A 17,221-nucleotide genomic window follows, 5' to 3' on the forward strand; every position below is an offset into this window, starting at 1 on the left:
CATTCTTGTCCGATTTTTTCAAAAGCGAGGGATAGAGAAAAATGAAACAAACGATCGCCCACTTTCTTCATGAAAAAATGAAAATCAATCAACGTTTTATTTACAACCAAATGGTTCATTTAAAAAAATACCGCCCGATCATGATCGGGTCATTCGCTGATGACGGCATCCATCCGTTTCCTCTCATCAACTATTACCGCCTCAACGACATCGACGATTTCGGCCGCTTCGCCAAAGAACAAAATATTGTCGCCATTCACGCTCACCATGGAAAGCATGCCGTCGAAATTCTTCCGCTTTGCATCGCCCATCGCATTCCGCTTGTCGTCAGCATCCGCGGCCGCGATGGATCGGCGAAGCATCAAAGTTTGCGGCGCAATCAAAAACGGTACCATTTGCTCAAACAGCATGGGGCGCTCTTTCTTCCTGTCTGCCGCTACCTTGCCAATGAACTGATCACGCTAGGCTTTCCGCCGAAAAAAATTCAAGTTCTCTACGGCGGCATCGAGCTCGATTTATTTCCGTACCGGGAACGGACGATTCCTGCAAACGGAGACATCATCATTCTCTCGATCGGCCGGCTCGTCGAGAAAAAAGGGTTTTTAACGCTCGTGCGCGCCTTTTGGCGCGTGCATGCAGTTCATCCGCGCTGCCGCCTCCGCATCATCGGCAGCGGCAAAGAGGAAGAAAACATCCGCCGGCTTGTCAGCGAGCTGAAGCTCGATCCGTTTGTCGACCTGCTGGGTGCCATGGATGCCGCTTCAATCGCCCGCGAAATGGAACGCGCCCATCTATTTTGCTTGGCGAGCGAGACCGCTTCTGATGGAGACATCGAAGGCATCCCCAACGTGTTGAAAGAGGCGATGGCAAGCGGGCTGCCGGTCGTCTCAACGAATCACGCCGGCATCCCCGAATTGATCGAACACAAACGCACCGGCTATCTCGCACCAGAAAGAGACGATCTTGAGCTAGCGAACGGCATTCGGTTTTTTCTGGAACATCCGGAACGAATTCCATCCTTCACGAAAAAAGCGCGCAAAGTGATTGAACAGCGGTTTGATATCACGAAACAAATCAAGGTGCAGGAGCGGCTGTATGATGAATTCATCAAAAAAACCAGGTAACTGTCACCTGGTTTTTTTTGATGCTCAATTCTTCCCCTTTCCTTTCCAAACAGTAGAAAGGTTGTCCGACGAAAATAGGCCGCACCATTTCCAGCGTTTTAGGCGCTTGCCATGTAGCAAACCACACTTGTCCGTTAATACGCTATAAAAGCCGGAGATTTCACGAAGGAGGCCTATTAGCATGAACATCTGCATCATTGGCGCTGGCTACGTCGGACTAACCACCGCTGCCGTCCTTGCTGAACTTGGGCATGAAGTGCATTGCATTGATCATGATGAACGGAAAATCCGCCTGCTCAATAACGGGGAAGTTCCGTTTTATGAGCCAGGGCTCGAAGAATTGATTGCCAAAAATGATAATTATTTGACGTTCAGCGGCCGCTGGGATGATATCAAACGGGCGGCCGTCGTTGTCATTTGTGTCGGCACCCCGCCGCGGCCCGACGGCGGCACCGACTTGCGCTATATTGAAGCGGTGCTCGACCGCTTGGCAACAACGATCAAATCGTACAAAACGATCGTCACGAAAAGCACCGTCTCCGGGGACGAATGAATGGATGCGTGCCGAGCTCATCCGCAAAGGAGTGAAACCGCAGTTGTTCCGCATCGTATCCAACCCAGAGTTTTTGCGGGAAGGGTCGGCTGTCTACGATATGTTTCACCCAGACAAAATCGTCGTCGGACTCGAACCGGATGATGACCAATCGCTTGCCGTCATGCAGGCGGTGTATGCCGGCATCAATGCCCCTTACCTCACAACAAGCCTGACCGGCGCGGAACTGATCAAATACGCCGCCAACGCGTTTTTGGCGACCAAAATTTCCTTTATTAACGAAATGGCGCGCATCTGTGACGCGTTTGCCGTCGATGTCAATGACATCGCCCGCGGGATCGGCCTCGACCCGCGCATCGGCCGCATTTTTTGCGGGCCGGCCTCGGCTATGGAGGATCTTGCTTTCCAAAAGATATCAAAGCGCTCGAACATGCGGCGCGCTCGCGCCAAGTGGAGCCGCATTTGCTGAAGGCGGTGCAGACCATCAACGCCACCCAGCTTGACGTTTGCTTCCAAAAACTCAATGAGCAACTTGCCCCATTGACGGACAAAAAGATCGCCGTGCTTGGCATCTCCTTCAAGCCGAATACAGACGATACGCGTTTTTCCCCCGCTGAAGCGCTCATCCGCCGATTGAGTGAAAACGGCTGTACGGTTGCCGCCTACGACCCGAAGGCAACGCTCTCGGAGCCGCTCACCCGCGTCACACAAGTCCAGTCGGTGCACGAAGCGATCCAAGGGGCGGATGGCTTGGTCATCGCCACCGATTGGGACGAATTCCGCACGCTTGACTGGGGGCAAGTGAAAGCGGCGATGAATGGGACGCTCGTGTTTGACGGTCGAAACTGTTTGGATCGCCATGCAGTCGAACAAAGCGGTTTGCGCTACATGGGGGTGGGGCGCCCGTGAACATTCTCGTCACCGGTGCGGCCGGATTTATCGGCTCCCATTTATGCGAAAAACTGCTGGAAAACGACGAGCATCATGTGATTGGCGTCGACGGCTTTCTCGGACCGACGCCGTCGCCGCTAAAAGCGAAGAACATTGCCCATTTGCAGTCTCATCCACGGTTTACCTTTCTTGAGCTGGATTTGTTGACAGCCGATTTGCCGTCCTTGCTGCAAAACGTCGAAGCGGTCTACCACTTAGCCGGCATGCCCGGTGTGCGAACGAGCTGGGGGACGGAGTTTGCCGCCTATGCTGCACACAACATTTCCACTACCCAGCGGTTGCTTGAGGCATGCAAAGACCGGCCACTCAAACGGTTCATCTACGCTTCGACCTCATCCGTCTACGGCGAGCGGAGCGGCCCGTTGTCGGAAACGCTTGAACCGGCCCCGCTCTCCCCATATGGCATTACGAAGCTCACCGGCGAACATTTATGCCGCGTCTATTTTCGCGAGTTCGCCGTACCGATCGTCATTTTGCGCTATTTCACCGTCTATGGCCCGCGCCAGCGCCCGGACATGTCGTTTCACCGCTTCATCCGCCAGCTGCTCGCTGGACAACCGCTCACCGTGTTCGGCGACGGAACACAATCGCGCGATTTCACCTATATTTCTGACTGCGTTGATGGAACGATCGCCGCGCTCGAGTGGGATGGCGTCATTGGAGAAACGATCAATATCGGCGGAAAAGAACGAGCATCGGTCAATGAGGTGATCCGTCTGCTGGAAACGCTGACGGGAAAACAAGCGATCATTCAGTATACCCCCTCCGCCCGCGGAGAGCCGAAACAAACGTGGGCCGACTTGGCAAAAGCGGAGCGGCTGCTCGGGTACAAGCCGGTTGTAACGCTTGAGGGCGGCCTACAAAAAGAGATCGAATACATCCGTTCGCTGTATGAGGGTGAGCATTTATGAAAATCGCCTATGTCTGCACGGAAAAGCTGCCCGCCCCGGCAGTGCGGGGCGGGGCCATTCAAATGATGATCGATGGGATTGCTCCATTGATCGCCCGACGCCACGAACTGACGATTTTTTCAATCGCTGATCCGCTTTTGCCGCCTGAAGAGACAGACGGAGACATCCGCTACATCCGTTTTCCAAAAGCCACGTATGAAACGGATGTGGCACGTGCGTTGGCCGCGCACAAATTCGATGTCGTCCACGTCTTCAATCGTCCTATTCCGCTCATCGATTACCAAGCGGCGGCTCCGCAAAGCGCCTTTGTGCTAAGCCTGCATAACGACATGTTTTCCCCGCTGAAAATTACAGCAGAACAGGCGAAGCGGGCGCTAGACGCCTGCACCTTGCTGACCGCCGTCAGTGAATACATCAAACGGACGGTGACAAACCGTTACCCAATCGATCCTCAGAAAGTAAAAGTCGTTTATTCCGGAGTCGATGCTTCCCAATACATCCCCGTCTGGACGGAAGAAGGCAGGCGCATCCGCCAAGCGGAACGCGAAGCGTACGGACTCACCGATAAAAAAGTCGTTCTCTTTCTCGGCCGACTCAGCAAAACAAAAGGACCGCATTTGCTGATTCAATGCCTGCCATCCCTTTTGATCCGCCATCCCGAGGCAGCGCTTGTCATCGTCGGCGGAAAATGGTTCGGCGACACCGGCCGAAGCGAATACATCGACTGGCTTCATGAGCTCGCGGCGCCGATGGCCGATCGCGTTCTGTTTACGAATTACGTTCCGCACAGTCATATCCCCAAACTGCTCTTAATGGCCGATGTGTTTGTATGCAGCTCGCAATGGCACGAGCCGCTCGCCCGCGTTCATTACGAAGCGATGGCCGCCGGCATTCCGGTCGTGACAACCAACCGCGGCGGCAACACCGAAATCGTCCGCCACGGCGAAACCGGCTTTGTCATCGATGACTACCAAAACCCGCACGCTTTTTTTGAAGCGATTGATTACATGCTTGTGAACAAACATGAAGCGGAAACCATGGCGAAAAAGGCAAGAACGCTCGTTGAACAGCAATTTCAATTCCACCATGTGGCCAAGCGGTTTGAAACGGTTTATATCGAAGCATGTTCCTCTCTTTCCCCAAACCAATAAGGGCTGTCTAAGAGAAATGTTTTCGGGACAGCCTTTTTCTCTTTCTCCGATGAAATCAACCATGCCGCTCCTTGTGCATCTATCCCCACTCGTCACACTTTCGCCGCCCCCCAGTTCGTCAAACTGCAGAGGCTTCGGGAAATATCCTCTATTTAATGAGCTTACCCAGTCCAATTTCGTTCTCCATACATATCCTAGTAGCAATCACACATATTTCACTTCGTCCATTCCCAAATACCTGACAGGAGGGATAGCATGAAAGACATCGTTATTGAACCATGGCTCGTCGATGAAACGACCCATGAATTTTTTATCCCTGAGTATATCATCCAGCTGGCAGAGGAAGTGCTGAAAAACTACGATTTATCCGTTCAAAACATGCAAATCGTTACGACAAAACCGGACAAGGGAGGAGCGATTTGGAAGCTCGAAACGAAATCAGGCCCGAAAAGTTTGAAGCTGCTGCACCGGAGGCCGACAAGGAGCCTATTCAGCCTAGGAGCACAAGAATATTTAGTGGAAGTGCGCAAGGCAAGAGTGCCGCCAATTGTAAAAACAAAGGATGGAAAAAGTTATGTCGAGGCAGGAGGAAAACTATGGTTTGTGGCGGAATGGATTGAACCGTTGACGCCAGTTGCAAAGGATTTGGAAGGAGCAAGAAAGCTTTGTTATGCCCTTGGTGAATTCCATCGGCTAAGCAAAGGGTATGTCCCCCCAAAACAGGCGGAAATGGCTTCGCGGCTGCACAAATGGCCAAAAAACTATGAAAAAATGATTACGAAAATGAGCTGGTTTCGGAACATTGCCAAATACTACCCTGAAATGCCGGCAAGCCCACCATTATTAGAGGTAGTTGACCGATTTGAAGAACAGGCGCGAAAAGGCATGGAACGATTCCTGCAATCCAGCTATGTTGAATTCGTCAAGCAAGGAACGGCTCATTGGGGGTTGGTTCACCAAGACTACGGTTGGTCCAACGGCCAAATGGGCGCGGACGGAATGTGGATTATTGATCTCGACGGAGTTGCCTTTGACCTTCCGATTCGTGATTTACGAAAACTCATTAGCGGCACAATGGCGGATTTATACAAATGGGATGCAACATGGGTGCGGGAAATGATTCTAGCGTACCACGAAGCAAATCCAATCACACCTGAATTATACGAGCTTTTGATGATTGACTTGGCCATGCCAAACGAATTTTATAAAAATATGAAAGAAGTCGTCTATGAACCGGAAATTTTTCTCAATGAACAAACAGCACAGTTAATTCAAACGATTGTCGAAACCGACCAGTCAAAGTGGCCTGTATTGGCAGAAATCGAAAATGACTGGAAAGGAGTGGGATAAATATGAGGATTTTGATGGTTTGCACAGAAAAACTCCCCGTTCCCCCTGTGCTCGGCGGGGCGATCCAAACGTATATTGCCGGCATTCTCCCACATGTAAGCCGCTTCCATGATATCACCATTTTGGGCATCAGCGATTCATCGCTACCCGAAGAGGAAACGATCAACGGGGTTCATTACGTGCGCGTACCGGGCAAAGTATTTGAAATATACCGGGAAAACGTTGTTCGTTATGTGGAAGCGAACGAGTTCGATCTCATCCATATCTTTAACCGCCCCCGCCTTGTTCTGCCCATCCGGCAGGCAGCGCCCGACGCCAAAATGACGTTAAGTATGCACAATGATATGTTTCAACCGGAAAAAATCGATCCAGAAGAAGCAACGGCGGCCATCGCAGAAGTGGCCTACATCGTAACAGTGAGCGATTATATTGGCAATGTCATCCGCAGTCTATATCCGCAGGCATCGCCAAAATTGCGCACGATTTATTCTGGAGTAGACAGCGAACGATTTTTGCCGGGAAATCATCCAAAAATGCAGAAAATACGCAACGACATTCGGCGGGCGCATGGGTTGGAAAACAAAACGGTCATTTTGTTCGCCGGAAGGCTGTCTCGCAATAAAGGGGTCGATAAACTCATTCTAGCATTGCCGGAGCTGGCAAAAAAATTTAAAAACTTAGCCCTGGTGATTGTCGGGAGCAACTGGTTTAGCGAAAATGACATTACTGATTATGTCGCATATGTAAGAGCACTGGCGAAACGAATGCCTGTCCCCGTTGTCACGACAGGCTTTGTCCCACCGAATGAAATCCAAAATTGGTTTGCGGCGGCTGATTTGTTTGTATGCACCTCGCAATGGCAGGAACCGTTGGCGCGCGTCCACTATGAGGCCATGGCAGCAGGCCTTCCGATCGTAACGACCGCGAGAGGCGGCAATCCGGAAGTCATTTTCGCCAATGAAAACGGCCTTATCGTAGAAAATCCGGAGGACCCAAGTGATTTTGCCAACAAGATTGCCCAAATATTATCGGATCAATCATTGATGAGAAGAATGGGAGAAAAAGGCCGGCAGCTTGCGATTTCGATCTATCATTGGGAGCGAGTCGCTTCCGAGTTATTGGAAGTTTGGGAGCAGGCGGAGAAAACAGAACAAGCTGTAGTGAGTGAAGAACAAGCAGCCGGCATGACAATAGAACCGCTGAAAGAAGATGCAACAGAACAACGGAACCGGCCAACCCCTAAAGCGGATGCAAAAGAAAAAGTCCACTCGAAAAAGAACGCGGCAGCGTCATCCGACAAAACGAAAAAGGGAAAAACCAAAAAAGAGCGTGCCATATCAATGGAAGACCATCAACAAACAGCCAAACAAAAAGAAGCTGCGGCAGAGCGAACTGAACTCGCGAAAAGCGCCCCAGCTCCTAAACAGCCCCAAACCGGCCGCCACATAAAACCTTTTACCATTGCAAGCGGCAACCAACAAACGCTGGACGCGTCGCCTAAAACGCATTTGAACCGCAAATTGGCTCAAGCGAAACATGACACCAAACATTTTACGATTGCAAGCTCACACTAACACGAATCGAAAATCGCCAACGAAGAAAATGACGGACATCCAAAATAAAAATGAGAATACACTCCCACAGCAAATGAAGGAAACAAACCCTCATCATCCTTTCCTGGCGCCGCAACGCATTCAGGCAAAGATGCGTTTCAACGCAAGGAAATGCGTTACTGCACAAACCCGATCATCGTCACCGCGAGAAGCTGCGCGCGCCCGATGACCGTTTCGTTTCCCTGTTCATCGGCGATCGTCAACTCGGTCGCCGTGCACTTCTTTAATATGCCTTCATAGCTCTTATCCTTCATGACAAATTGGCATTTCAGCGGCGGCAAATGGCCGGGCAGCTCCGCCAAAAAGGCCAGCCGCTCGTCGAGCGCCATCGCTTGGAATTCTTTTTTGGCAAAAAATTCAGTCGGTTCCTCCTCGCCGCCTCGTTCATCGTTGGAATTTCCTTCCTCTTCCTGTTGCGTTCGGCTAGTCCACATAAACGTTTCTTGCATATGCGCCGCCGCCCGCATCGCTTTTGGCTGCACAATGTAAAGCAACGGCTCCGTCTCCACAACGTTTTGTTTCCGCACGTCGATCCCCCTTTTCCATGCTTGCCTTACCTTATATATGTATGCCCGTGATCTCAATAATTGCCCAAGTCAAGCAAAAAACAGCCGCTCCATCAACAGGAACGGCTGCTCGCACGTTTTTAATATCCTAAAATGTGGTATCCCGAGTCGACGTGAATAATTTCCCCGGTGATGCCGCGCGACAAGTCGCTGAACAAAAACAGCGCCGCATCGCCGACTTCTTCTTGGGTCGTCGTCCGGCGGAGCGGAGCGCGTTCTTCGATTTGCTTTAAAATCGAGTTGAAATCGCTCACCCCTTTGGCCGACAGTGTGCGAATCGGTCCAGCGGAAATGGCATTGACGCGGATGCCGTATTTGCCTAAATCGTTCGCCAAATATTTCACGCTCGCATCAAGCGACGCTTTCGCCACACCCATAATGTTGTAGTTTTGCACGACGCGCTCGCCGCCTAAGTACGTGAGGGTGACGATGCTGCCGCCTTCCGTCATCAGCTCTTTCGCCTCGCGCGCAACCGCGGTGAGCGAATATGCGCTGATATTGTGGGCGAGCAAAAAGCCTTCGCGGCTTACGTTCATATACTCACCGCTCAAGTCTTCTTTATTGGCATAGGCGATGCAATGAGCGACGCCATGGATGACGCCGACTTGTTGTTTGATTTGCGCGAAACATTGAACGATGTCTTCATCTTTTGCCACATCGCATGGCAGCAGAAGCGAACGTTCGTCCCCAAGCGTATCCACAAGCGCCCGCACCTCTTTTTCAAACCGCTCTCCGGCATACGTAAACACCAACCGAGCGCCGGCAGCGTGAAGCGAACGAGCGATGCCCCAGGCGATGCTTCGTTTGTTCGCCACCCCCATCACGACATATGTACGTCCTTCCAACGATAAGACCATTCGTTCATCCTCCCAATTATCATTTATTCTTAGCACCAGGTGTTAATTCTATTATAGGCGATGCGGCGGCCGATGTAAATGCACGCTTCCCTTTTGCCTTCCGATTCCTTCATGCTGGCGGCGGTTTTTCCCACTTTGCAAAACCGGCGCGATTCGCTAATATGGTATATGGCACATTTGAATGGAGAGGATCGTTCCATGGATCATGATCGTTTTTCCAAATCGAAGCTTGATTACCATATGCTGTTCCTTTTATTCTTGATGGCGGTCGTCAGCGCCATCGCCATCCATAGCGCAGAACCGATGCTGCCGGAGAAACTGCAAAACGTCAACTTCGCTTCGAAACAGCTGCAATGGTACGCCATCGGCGCTGTCGTGATCGCCTTGACGATGATCATTGACTATGATCGGCTGTTTCAAATCGCTTGGTATTTGTATGGATTCGGGATGTTGCTGTTGCTTGGGCTGGAATTGAACGTCCCAGGATCCGTAACCATTAAGGGGGCGACGAGCTGGTATCATCTACCTGGAGGCAACTTTCAACCATCCGAGCTGATGAAAATTTTTATGATCATCGTCCTAAGTCGCATCATCGTCAACCATCGGGAAAAATATCCCGAACCGACGATCAGCGATGATTTTAAATTGCTTGGCAAAATCGCTTTGACCGTCTTGCCGCCGCTTATTTTGCTCGCCAAGCAGCCGGACATGGGCATGTCGATGGTGTTTATGGCCATCACCGCCACCTTGGTGCTCGTTTCCGGCATCCGCTGGCGCATCATTTTCGGCATTGTCTTTTCCGGTGTAACAATGGTGGCAGTCGTTGTGTTCATTTTCTTTTATTTTCCTGATTTCTTCCATAAGTACATTATTAAAGAAGATTACCAGTTGAACCGGTTTTACGGCTGGCTGGCTCCATATGAATATTCCAACGAACAAGGCTTCCAGCTCATCCGTTCGCTCATGGCCATTGGGTCAGGGGAACTGTATGGGAAAGGATTGGGCAACTTACAAGTCTATTTGCCAGAGGCGCACACAGACTTTGTGTTTGGCGTCATCTCCGAACAGTTCGGATTTGTCGGCTCAAGCATCGTCGTGTCTCTCTTTTTCCTGCTCATTTATCGCATGATCCATATTGCCTTGGAGAGCAACGATTTATACGGCAGCTATTTATGTGCCGGCGTCGCGGGCATGATTACGTTCCAAGTGTTCCAAAACATTGGCATGACGATTGGACTTTTGCCGATCACGGGGTTGCCGCTTCCGTTCATCAGCTATGGAGGAAGCTCGCTGGCGACTTATATGCTGGCGATCGGCCTCGTCTTAAACGTTCATTCGCGAACGCGGAAGTTTATGTTCTCGAGCGATGAATAAAGCCGCTTGCTGCGTCCGCAGGCGGCTTTCTTTTGGCCTTCATCCCGGCCCAAGGCCCCTTCTTTGTTCCGCTCCCCGCCGCGGCCACTGCTTTTTGAACAGCGCCTTCGATGGGTAGGGCAAGGCTGCCTCATCTTTTCTTTTCCCTGTCGAACGGACATACTGGTAGTATAACGATTCGGGCTAGAAAGGAGCTCATCCTATGCAGGTGGACATCATCGGCGACATTCATGGCTGCTTCCGCGAATTCGCCGCATTGACGGAAACACTCGGCTACCATTGGGACGAAGGGGTGCCAATTCATCCCGACGGACGAAAGCTCGGCTTCGTCGGCGATTTGACCGACCGCGGTCCTGAATCGCTGAACATGATCGAGATCGTCTGCGCCCTTGTTGAGCGAAATTTGGCTTACTACGTGCCAGGCAACCATTGCAATAAGCTGTACCGCTTTTTTTTAGGACGAAACGTGCAAATCGCCCACGGGCTTGAGACGACGGTCGCGGAATATCGCGCCTTGCTCCAAGCGAACAAGAGATGATCCGCCGCAAGTTCATCCGCCTGTATGAACAGGCGCCGCTGTATGCGGTGCTCGATGAGGGGCGCCTTGTCATCGCCCACGCCGGCATCCGTCACGACTATATCGGGCGGACGGACAAAAAAGTCAAGACGTTCGTCCTGTATGGGGACATCACCGGCGAAACGAACCCGGACGGGACGCCGGTGCGCCGCGACTGGGCGAAACGGTATCACGGCAGCGCATGGGTTGTATACGGCCACACGCCGGTCGAAAAACCGCGGTTTGTCGGGCGGACGGTCAACATCGACACCGGCTGCGTATTCGGCGGTGCGCTGACCGCCTTGCGCTATCCGGAAATGGAAACGGTATCCGTTCCTTCCTCGATGCCGTTCGTCCCGGAAAAATTCCGCACGTTCTCCTAATCAGCGCACCGTCTGCGCGTTGCCTCGAGGAGGAGTTCCATATCGTCAGGAAGCGGGGCGGAACATGTATACCAGCGCCCGGCAAACGGGTGAAAAAACGACAGCTGCCGGCTATGAAGCGCCTGGCGGCCGATCATCTCCCGGCTCCCGCCGTACAGTTCATCGCCGGCGAGCGGGTGGCCGAGATAAGCCAAATGAACGCGGATTTGGTGCGTGCGCCCCGTCTCCAGCCGGAGCGAAACGTATGTATAGCCATAAAGCCGCTCAAGTACACGAAAATGAGTGACAGCCGACTTCCCGTCTTCCCGCACTTCGCGGGCAATGATGCTGTCGCTTTGGCGGCCGATGGGGGCGTCAATCGTCCCTTCATCCTCGACGATGACGCCATGGCAAATGGCCTCATACGTGCGCACAACGTGCCCTTTTTGCTGCAATGCCGACAACAAATGATGAACGTGGCGGTGCTTGGCGACGAGCACGAGCCCGGACGTGTCGCGGTCAAGCCGGGTGACGATATGGACGGTCGAGTCGAGCTGCTGCTTTCGATAATGGTGAAGCAAGCCATTGGCGAGCGTCCCGCCCGGGTGGTGGCGCGACGGAATCGTCGCCAATCCCGCTGGTTTGTTGACAACAAGGACGTAATCGTCTTCATACAGAATGTCAAGCGGCATCGCTTCTGCGTCCATCCAATCGCTTGTCCGCTCCGGCGGAAAGACAACCGACAGCGTCTCGCCGGCGCGCAGCACATGGCGGACGGTGACGGGCCGACCGTCAACCAACAGCGCCCCGCCATGGAATTTAATATCGGTAAGCGCCGTCCGCGAAATGCCGTTCTCTTGCAAAAACTGGCGCAGCAGCTTTCCGTCGTGCTGTTCATCGATGGAAAAGGTCATGGTAAACGGCGGCAATGTTCGTCACCTTTCTGATCAAAAATCTCCGTCTTGCTCATCGTGTTCCATCCACTTTTCTTTGGCGCCGCGAAAACGGAATCGGCATCCGCGCCAAAAGACCATCACCTCGCCGCAAACAGGAAGCGTTGCCTAACCAAGGAGGCGTGCTTTCCCTCAGTCGGCGATAAACGAGTCGCGCACCCGCCGCCAAAACGGAAACGGCCGAAAGCGGGCGAAACGCACCTTTTCATCGGCCACCCGGCATTGAATCGACTTCACTTCTTTATGCAACAGTGACAAATGGTCGATCGTAATTTGAAAATCGACGTGGTTGACCGGCTTGAGTAAACACGTATGGTGCGCCGGCAGCACGAGCGGCGAACCGATTGTCCGAAACACGCGGTTGTTGATCGACGCCATCTCGGTCACTTGAATCGCCTCAAGCGAAGGATGCAAAATCGCGCCACCGAGCGCTTTATTGTAAGCCGTGCTGCCGGTCGGCGTCGAAATGCACAACCCGTCGCCGCGGAACCGCTCAAACAAGTCGCCGCGAATCTCGACATCCATCACGAGCGTCCCGCTGACGCACTTGACTGTGCATTCATTGAGCGCTAAATACTTTGCCTCGCTTCCGCCGTTGAGATAGCGGATCGTCACCTCAAGGAGCGGGTATTCGACCACTTGGTACGGCGTCTTGGCGATGGCGATGACGAGCTTTTCGAGTTCCTCCGGCACCCAGTCTGCGTAAAAGCCGAGATGGCCAGTATGGACTCCGACAAACGCCGTCTTGTCCAACCGATGGCAATAGCGATGGAACGCATACAACAGCGTTCCATCACCGCCAACCGAAATGACGAGATCAGGTTCCTCTTCATCGTAACGCAAGTCAAAGTCAAGCAAATACGTTTTCATTTTTTGCGCCAGAGCGTTTGATATGTCGTCGCCTTTGGACGTGATGGCGAACACGAGCGGCGCGTCCGTCCGTTTCATTGCCCTTCTCCTTTTGCTTCTTGTTTTCGAGAAAAAGCAGCCTGCGCTTCTTGAATTTCAAAGCGGATTTTCGACATCTCCTCATCGAGGCGATAGGCCGCCTCCGCGGCGCGCTGCAGCCGAACTTTGATATCTTCGGGGAAACGCCCGCTGTACTTATAGTTCAACGAATGCTCAATCGTCGCCCAAAAGTTCATCGCCAACGTTCGAATTTGAATCTCCGCCAAAATGTTTTTTTCACCGCGGATCGTCTGCACTGGATAGCGGATGACGACATGGTACGAGCGGTAGCCGCTCTCTTTTTTTTGCGTGATGTAATCGCGTTCTTCAACAATCGTAAAATCGTTGCGCTGGCGCAATAGCTCGACGACGGTCTTAATGTCATCGACAAACTGGCACATGATGCGCAGCCCCGCAATATCTTGCATCTCTTCCTCAAGACGGTCGAGCGGGATGTTTTTCTTTTGCGCCTTATCCAAAATGCTGGCAACTGGCTTCACCCGTCCGGTGACAAACTCAATCGGCGAGTGCGCTTCAATCATCTCGAATTGGGCGCGAATGCCCCTTAGCTTCACTTTCAGCTCCTCAACCGCCTGCTTATACGGGGCTAAAAACAAGTCCCAATGGTTGACCATCGTACCACCTGCCTACATGTTTTCGATCTCCCGCGGCTTACGTCTCTTGCTGCTCGATGGAACCGCTCATCTGTCGAATTCACCGGGCCGCTCCCGATCCTAACGCGCCGGAAAGGGAACCCCCCGGCTTATGGCTCAAAAAACACGTCTTGCACCGCCTGTTCAAGCGCCTCGCCATAGTTGGCGTTGCCGCGAATATTTTCAAGCAAATAAGACAGTTCATCGTGAAACTGTTCAAGCTCAAGCGTCCTCTCTCCACATCGAAGCCAGACCGGCTCCTTGGCGTCAAGCGCCGCCTTTAGCTCAGGCCACCACGGCTTCGGAATCATGACATATAGAAAGCGGTCATCGGTTTCCAAAATGTACGCAAACGCCAACGCATCCGAATCGACAAGCATATGGCGTTTCGGCGTTACGCGGGCAAGCGGAACCGGAGCATCATTGACATACAGCCAAAGCCGGCCGCCTTCCCGCTCCACCCGCTCGACGATCCATTTTTCGTTCATGTTTTCTCTCCTTCCGCATCAACCATCCGCCCTTTATTTTACCATATTCACCCTATACAGGCGAAATAATTGATATTCGCCGGAAAACAGCTGATAATAGAGGGAGACGACTATCCTGTCTGAAGGGGATTCACGATGCATCAAGAAATCGAAATCGAATTAAAAAACTTGTTAACGGCAGCGGAGTTTGCTGCCGTCCGCGCCGCCTTCCGCCTTGATGATGGCGCTTTCTTCCGCCAGGAAAACCATTACTTTGACACCCCGTCATTCGCCCTGAAAGAACGAGCGGCAGCGCTGCGCATCCGGGCGAAAGAGGGACGCCTGACCTTGACGCTGAAACAAACGCGGGCGGACGGGACCATTTTGGAAATCCATGAGCCGCTTTCGCTGTCTGAAGCGGAAGCGTTGCTTGCTGGTATAGCGGCGCCGCGCGGGGCGATCGCCGATTTGCTTGCAGAACTGGGCATCAACCCACACGAGGTGCGCTGCTTTGGCTCCCTTGTCACCGACCGAGCCGAATGGCCGCATGAAGGCGGCACGCTATGCCTTGACCATAACTGTTACTTGCAAAGCGAAGATTACGAACTTGAATATGAAGTGGATCACGTGGAAGCGGGTGAAAAGCGGTTTTTGCGCCTGCTTGAGGCGCTCGGCATCCCGCGCCGCCCGGCGCCAAACAAAATCGCCCGCTTTTACGCCCGCATGAAAGAAATGGAGGAAAGACGATGACCGTTTCGCCATTAAAGCTGCTCATCGAATGGCAGGCGCTCAATGCGTTCTCACCCGGACGCTCCAGCCTGTTGCCATCGCCGGTGCCATCCTTGTTTTCAAGCTTGCTTGCCGAATCTCTCAGCCGCGGTGAGGAATCTTCTGCCGAGGCGCCTCAAGCTGCCCTAAGCGGTCAGCCCCCGGCGCCCGCCGGCCATCGCAGCGCCCCGCTCGAACATGAAGCGGGTGCTGCAACCAACTCATCTTCTTCCATCGATGCTTTAATCGCGGCGGCAGCGGAAAAATACGATGTTGACCCGCAGCTCATCCGCGCCGTCATTCGCCATGAGTCAAATTTCCGTCCCGATGCGAAAAGCCCGGCTGGAGCGCTTGGACTCATGCAGCTCATGCCAAGCACGGCAAAAATGCTCGGCGTCAACAACCCGCTTGATCCGGCGCAAAACATCGACGGCGGCGTAAAATATTTGCGCCAGCTCCTTGACCGGTACAGCGGCAATATCACTCTCGCCTTAGCCGCCTACAACGCCGGGCCCGGGCACGTCGACCGCTATGGGGGCGTGCCGCCATTTGCCGAAACGCGGGCGTATGTCGAACGCGTGTTGAAAAGCTACCGCACATAAACGAGCGGCGCTCGAGTCACTTTGTTTGAGATCCATGCGTGCTGTTGATAAAATAGCAATCAAACGACAACGAATGATTTTCAAACAAAAGGAGCATCCGCGATGGGTGAACAATGGCAAACTCTTTATGAGGCGATCGGCGGAGAGGAGACGGTTGCGAAACTTGTCGAAGCATTTTACCGTCGCGTGGCCGCGCATCCGGACTTGCGGCCCATTTTCCCTGACGATTTGACGGAAACCGCCCGCAAGCAAAAACAGTTTTTAACACAATATTTAGGCGGCCCCCCTCTTTACACGGCAGAGCATGGACACCCCATGCTGAGGGCGCGCCATCTCCGCTTTGAAATCACGCCGAAGCGGGCGGAAGCGTGGCTTGCCTGCATGCGGGCAGCCATGGATGAAATCGGCTTGTCCGGGCCGGCGCGCGAACAGTTTTATCACCGGCTCGTACTCACCGCCCATCATATGGTCAATACCCCAGATCATCTGGACAGAAAGGAGCATACCCTTGAGTGAGAAGTTTGCTGGGAAGACGACATCAACTTGCTACCCTTCCCAGCCGCTAGGCAACACGAACAAACCGCTCGAGCTGTATTTGTTTATCGATCCTTTATGCCCGGAATGCTGGGGGCTTGAACCAGTCATCAAAAAACTGACGATCGAATACGGCCGTTTTTTTACCTTAAGGCACATATTGAGCGGAACATGGGCGACATGGAGCGCGCGCAAAGGAACGAAGCCGGAGGCAATGGCGAAAGCGTGGGAGTGGGCGGCGAACCGCACCGGCATGTCATGCGACGGCAGCGTTTGGCTCGAAAACCCGATTTCGAGCCCGTTCGCCCCATCGCTCGCCATTAAAGCGGCGGAAATGCAAGGAAAGCGGGCTGGCCTTCGCTTTTTGCGCAAGCTGCAAGAACAGCTCTTTCTCGAAAAACAAAATGTCGCCGATTTGTCGGTGCTCGCCGAATGCGCCGTCAAAGCGGGCTTGGATGTCGATGAATTTTTGCGCGACATGCACTCGCCGGGAGCGGCGAAAGCGTTCCAATGCGATTTAAAAATCACATCGGAAATGGACGTCGACGAAATTCCGACGCTTGTGTTGTTTAATGAAAACATTGAAGACGAAGGCATTAAAATTTCCGGATGCTATCCGTACGACATCTACGTCGAATTGATCGCTGAAATGCTCGGCTTCCATCCTGAACCGTCCTCTCCTCCTCCGCTGGAATCATTTTTAAGCCATTTTAAATTCGTCGCCACAAAGGAAGTTGCCGTTGTGTACAACTGGACGATCCAAGAAGCGGAAACGGAAATGAAAAAGTTGCAGCTAAAGCAAAAAGTGGAGCGGGTGCCCGTCAAACACGGAACATTTTGGCGCTATATCGATGATTCCCGTCCCTAAAAGCAGGGATGGGCGCAAGAAAAAGCCCGGCTGACGCCGGGCTTTTTCTTGCGCCCATCC

The 17,221-nt window shown here is 52.8% G+C and carries 16 protein-coding genes and 2 pseudogenes; 12 read left to right on the forward strand and 6 right to left on the reverse strand.

The window, feature by feature from the left end:
* The first annotated feature begins 41 nt into the window (after positions 1-41).
* From I656_RS13460 to I656_RS13440, 6 genes and pseudogenes are all read left to right on the forward strand, one after another.
* Entirely contained in the window at positions 42-1,124 is a 1,083-nt protein-coding gene (locus I656_RS13460) for a glycosyltransferase (protein ID WP_020753820.1), read from the forward strand.
* A 181-nt stretch (positions 1,125-1,305) separates the two neighbouring features.
* Positions 1,306-2,586, forward strand: a pseudogene (locus I656_RS0114615) (UDP-glucose/GDP-mannose dehydrogenase family protein).
* The gene (locus I656_RS13455) at positions 2,583-3,539 is read left to right on the forward strand and encodes an NAD-dependent epimerase/dehydratase family protein (protein WP_020753824.1); all 957 of its coding nucleotides are present in this window, start codon (positions 2,583-2,585) and stop codon (positions 3,537-3,539) included. Before I656_RS0114615 ends, I656_RS13455 begins: the two are co-directional and overlap by 4 nt.
* Complete coding sequence (locus I656_RS13450; RefSeq protein ID WP_020753825.1) at positions 3,536-4,690, forward strand: glycosyltransferase family 4 protein; 1,155 nt, start codon at positions 3,536-3,538, stop codon at positions 4,688-4,690. Before I656_RS13455 ends, I656_RS13450 begins: the two co-directional genes overlap by 4 nt.
* Before the next feature lie 255 nt (positions 4,691-4,945).
* Positions 4,946-6,040, forward strand: a complete 1,095-nt coding sequence (locus I656_RS13445; protein ID WP_020753826.1) for a CotS family spore coat protein — start codon at positions 4,946-4,948, stop codon at positions 6,038-6,040.
* A gap of 2 nt (positions 6,041-6,042) precedes the next feature.
* Positions 6,043-7,614 (forward strand): glycosyltransferase family 4 protein, encoded by a 1,572-nt coding sequence (locus I656_RS13440; RefSeq protein ID WP_020753827.1) that lies wholly within the window; start codon positions 6,043-6,045, stop codon positions 7,612-7,614.
* A gap of 155 nt (positions 7,615-7,769) precedes the next feature.
* Here the strand turns inward: I656_RS13440 and I656_RS13435 are convergent, their stop codons facing one another.
* Together I656_RS13435 and fabI are read right to left on the reverse strand one after the other, a co-directional pair.
* Complete coding sequence (locus tag I656_RS13435; protein WP_011230336.1) at positions 7,770-8,180, reverse strand: CotO family spore coat protein; 411 nt, start codon at positions 8,178-8,180, stop codon at positions 7,770-7,772.
* A gap of 119 nt (positions 8,181-8,299) precedes the next feature.
* A complete protein-coding gene (gene fabI / locus I656_RS13430; RefSeq protein WP_015374168.1) occupies positions 8,300-9,076 on the reverse strand; it encodes an enoyl-ACP reductase FabI in 777 nt (258 codons plus the stop codon).
* A gap of 198 nt (positions 9,077-9,274) precedes the next feature.
* Between fabI and I656_RS13425 the strand changes: the two genes are divergently transcribed.
* Positions 9,275-10,450, forward strand: a complete 1,176-nt coding sequence (locus tag I656_RS13425; RefSeq protein WP_033004719.1) for an FtsW/RodA/SpoVE family cell cycle protein — start codon at positions 9,275-9,277, stop codon at positions 10,448-10,450.
* 202 nt (positions 10,451-10,652) lie between these two features.
* Positions 10,653-11,389, forward strand: a pseudogene (gene prpE, locus I656_RS0114620) (bis(5'-nucleosyl)-tetraphosphatase PrpE).
* Here the strand turns inward: prpE and I656_RS13420 are convergent.
* The 4 genes from I656_RS13420 to I656_RS13405 all read right to left on the reverse strand — a co-directional run bounded on the left by I656_RS13420 (position 11,386) and on the right by I656_RS13405 (position 14,410).
* A complete protein-coding gene (locus I656_RS13420; RefSeq protein WP_015374166.1) occupies positions 11,386-12,297 on the reverse strand; it encodes an RluA family pseudouridine synthase in 912 nt (303 codons plus the stop codon). The pseudogene prpE and the gene I656_RS13420 sit on opposite strands and share 4 nt — an antisense overlap.
* 156 nt (positions 12,298-12,453) lie before the next feature.
* Complete coding sequence (locus I656_RS13415; RefSeq protein ID WP_011230331.1) at positions 12,454-13,269, reverse strand: NAD kinase; 816 nt, start codon at positions 13,267-13,269, stop codon at positions 12,454-12,456.
* Positions 13,266-13,904, reverse strand: a complete 639-nt coding sequence (locus tag I656_RS13410; protein ID WP_011230330.1) for a GTP pyrophosphokinase family protein — start codon at positions 13,902-13,904, stop codon at positions 13,266-13,268. Before I656_RS13410 ends, I656_RS13415 begins: the two co-directional genes overlap by 4 nt.
* 128 nt (positions 13,905-14,032) lie before the next feature.
* Entirely contained in the window at positions 14,033-14,410 is a 378-nt protein-coding gene (locus I656_RS13405) for a hypothetical protein (protein ID WP_020753835.1), read from the reverse strand.
* A 135-nt stretch (positions 14,411-14,545) separates the two neighbouring features.
* Between I656_RS13405 and I656_RS13400 the strand changes: the two genes are divergently transcribed.
* From I656_RS13400 to spxH, 4 genes are all read left to right on the forward strand, one after another.
* Positions 14,546-15,139, forward strand: a complete 594-nt coding sequence (locus tag I656_RS13400; RefSeq protein ID WP_011230328.1) for a CYTH domain-containing protein — start codon at positions 14,546-14,548, stop codon at positions 15,137-15,139.
* Positions 15,136-15,759, forward strand: coding sequence for a lytic transglycosylase domain-containing protein (locus I656_RS13395; RefSeq protein WP_011230327.1), 624 nt, complete (start codon positions 15,136-15,138; stop codon positions 15,757-15,759). Before I656_RS13400 ends, I656_RS13395 begins: the two co-directional genes overlap by 4 nt.
* A gap of 102 nt (positions 15,760-15,861) precedes the next feature.
* The gene (locus tag I656_RS13390) at positions 15,862-16,275 is read left to right on the forward strand and encodes a hypothetical protein (RefSeq protein ID WP_011230326.1); all 414 of its coding nucleotides are present in this window, start codon (positions 15,862-15,864) and stop codon (positions 16,273-16,275) included.
* Entirely contained in the window at positions 16,268-17,161 is an 894-nt protein-coding gene (spxH, locus tag I656_RS13385; RefSeq protein ID WP_011230325.1) for a ClpXP adapter protein SpxH, read from the forward strand. Before I656_RS13390 ends, spxH begins: the two co-directional genes overlap by 8 nt.
* The last annotated feature ends 60 nt before the right edge of the window (positions 17,162-17,221 follow it).

It is taken from the genome of Geobacillus sp. WSUCF1 (assembly GCF_000422025.1).
Classification (GTDB): Bacteria; Bacillota; Bacilli; order Bacillales; family Anoxybacillaceae; genus Geobacillus; species Geobacillus zalihae.